Below are 2,221 nucleotides of genomic sequence, written 5' to 3'. Positions count from 1 at the left end.
GTTCCTGGCGCTGGTGGCGACATTGGCGACCTTCGGCTCGGTCATTCCCGGCTTCTTCAAGCTGACCGCTTTGCAGGAATCGACCCGCCAGCTCGGCGAGTTCTCGATGGTCGTCACCGGCATGACGGTGGTGATGCTGGGTGGCGGCATCGATCTGTCGGTCGGCTCGATCTTCGCGCTGTCGTGCTTTTCCGCCGTCTATGTCTTCTTCATCCTCGAACAGTCGATCTGGCTGGCGCTGGCCGCATCGCTCGCCACCGGCCTCATCTTCGGCGCCATCAACGGCTACCTTGTCGGCTATCTCAGGCTGCGCGCCTTTCTCACCACGCTGGTGACCTTCATCTTCGGCCGGGCGCTGTTCGACATCCTGGTCACCACCTATGCCGCCGATGTGCAGCTCTCGACCGCGACATCGGATGTGCTCGACTTCATCGGCGACAGCACCTTCTGGGGGCTGTCCGTCTCGGTGTGGCTGGCGATCATCCTGGCCATCGTCACCCATATCGCGCTGACGCGTTCGCGGCCGGGCTGGCACGTGCTGGCGGTCGGCGGCTCCAGGCGCTCGGCGCACAATGCCGGCATCCGCGTGCGCCGCACCGTGTTCATGACCTATGTCTTTTCCGGCTTCTGCGCCTCGATCGGCGGCTTCCTCATTGCTTGCCGGCTGAGCGGGGCAGGGCCGGGAACCGGCCTCAACCTCGAGATCATGGCGCTGACGGCGGCGGTGGTCGGCGGCGTCAGCCTCGGCGGCGGGCGCGGCTCGGTGATCAAGGGGCTGATGGGCGCAATCATCGTGCTGACCATGACCAACGGTCTGATCCGCTTGGGCTACGGCACCGGCACCAACCAGATGGTGCTCGGCATCATGTTGGCGGTGGCGGTGACCATCGACATCCGCTGGCTGAAGAACCGGCACAAGGTGCTGAATGAGGTCTATGTCGCGCCGGTCTATCTCAAGATGGGCGAGACACAGTCGGCCGCACCCGGCTCGGGCACGCCATACGAACTCGACAACAGGCTGTCGGCCGCAGAGCATATCGGGCTTGGCGAGCTGGAGGGGCCGGAAGACGTCATCCTCGACCGCGACGACAATCTCTATTGCGGCACGCGTCATGGCGAGATCGTCCGCTTCTTCGCGCCGGACTATGTCAGGTCGGAGGTGTTTGCCCACATCGGCGGTTTTCCGCTGGGGCTGGCCTTCGACAAATCAGGCAATCTGATCAGCTGCGTCGGCGCGATGGGTCTCTATTCGGTCTCGCCGGATCGGGAGGTCAAACGCCTCTCGGCGGAGACGTCGCGCTCGTGGACCTCGATCGTCGACGATGCACGGCTGCGTGACCCCAACGACTGCGATATCGCACCGGACGGCCGCATCTATTTCACAGATTCAACTAAGCGATATGACGCCCACGATTGGGCGCTGGATTCGATCGAGAACCGTGCCACCGGCCGGCTGCTGGTCTACGACCCGAAGGACGGCTCGACGAAGACGCTGCTCGACGGCTATCGCTACACCAACGGTGTGTGCATGGCGCATGACGGCAAGTCGCTGTTCTTCGCCGAAAGCTGGGCCTGCCGCGTGCACCGCTACTGGCTGGAAGGGCCGAAGGCCGGCACCGCCGAATGCGTCATCCGCGACATGCCGGGCTATCCCGACAACATCAACCGCGCCTCCGACGGCAATTACTGGATGGCGTGGCTCGGCATGCGCACGCCGAGCTTCGACCTGTCGCTGCGCCATCCCGACATGCGCAAGCGCATGACGCGCCGGCTGCCGCAGGACGAATGGCTGTTCCCCAACATCAACACCGGCGGTGTGGTGAAATTCACAGAGAAGGGCGGCATCGTCGAGGCGATGGGCGACCTCACCGGCGGCGCGCACCCGATGGTCACCTCGATGCGCGAGCACAAGGGGTATCTGTTCGTCGGCGGCATCCTCAACAACCGTATCGGCCGCTACAAGATTGCAGGCGCCGACCCGAACTGGACCAGCCCCGCTTCCTATTGGGGAGCAAAGCCATGATCCTCGACCCGGTGCTCGACCTGTTCCGCGGTAAGGCGGTGACCATCCCGCCGCTCGACGGCGCTTTTCGCCCCAATACGCGGCTGGATGATGCGCCGGCTTTTGCCGAGCTGACGGAACCGGATAATCTGCTGGTTACCGGTGACAGGCTGCTGGTCTCCAGCGGCAACGCCATCCATTCGATTGCTGCTGGAGCGC

At 64.2% G+C, this 2,221-nt stretch carries 1 protein-coding gene and 1 pseudogene; both read left to right on the top strand.

Going from position 1 to position 2,221, the window contains the following annotated elements:
• On the top strand, positions 1–2,023 hold a 2,023-nt coding region (locus EN879_RS32860), incomplete at its 5' end, for an SMP-30/gluconolactonase/LRE family protein (protein ID WP_127274555.1).
• Positions 2,020–2,221 (top strand): annotated as a pseudogene (locus EN879_RS32855) (hypothetical protein); the annotation flags it as partial. The gene EN879_RS32860 and the pseudogene EN879_RS32855, both read left to right, overlap by 4 nt.

It is taken from the genome of Mesorhizobium sp. M7A.F.Ca.AU.002.02.1.1 (genome assembly GCF_003998535.1).
In the GTDB taxonomy this organism is placed as follows: Bacteria; Pseudomonadota; Alphaproteobacteria; order Rhizobiales; family Rhizobiaceae; genus Mesorhizobium; species Mesorhizobium ciceri.
Note: the sequence above shows the minus strand (reverse complement) of the source record. Positions and strands in the feature narration are given on the sequence as shown.